Below are 440 nucleotides of genomic sequence, written 5' to 3' on the forward strand. Positions count from 1 at the left end.
ATCATCTATGCTCAGAACCAACGAGCAGCATTGAACAGAATCCTTGATCATGGCGAGTTTGATTTCAGTAATAACGCTGCCGAGCGTAATATCAAGAGCTTAGTCATCGGCCGGAAGAACTGGTTGTTCAGTACGAGTCAAGCTGGAGCGGAAGCTACAGCTATTTGGATGACTCTAATTGCGTCGGCCAAAGCAAGTGGCAACAATCCACAAGAATATATTCGTTATCTTTTAGAAAACATGTCCCAACTGCCAGCATTCGCAAAGAAATCAGAGCTGGAAGCTTATTTACCATGGAATTTTGCGCATAATTCTTCAGGTAACGCTCAGCCAAATACAGTAGCCGCTTAAGGCATGGAAAGAAGCTGGCGTCCTCAAAAACCGAGGACGCCAGCTTCTTTTTGTCTGTATTTCAATGCGGTCAGTTATTAGGTGCTTAC

1 protein-coding gene is annotated in these 440 nt (G+C 44.3%); it reads left to right on the forward strand.

Annotated elements, in window-relative coordinates:
- A partial coding sequence (locus FAY32_RS14505) for an IS66 family transposase (RefSeq protein WP_158727617.1) occupies positions 1 to 351 on the forward strand: 351 nt, incomplete at its 5' end.
- Positions 352 to 440: the final 89 nt, after the last annotated feature.

Source organism: Levilactobacillus enshiensis, assembly GCF_007115095.1.
GTDB classification, from domain to species: Bacteria; Bacillota; Bacilli; order Lactobacillales; family Lactobacillaceae; genus Levilactobacillus; species Levilactobacillus enshiensis.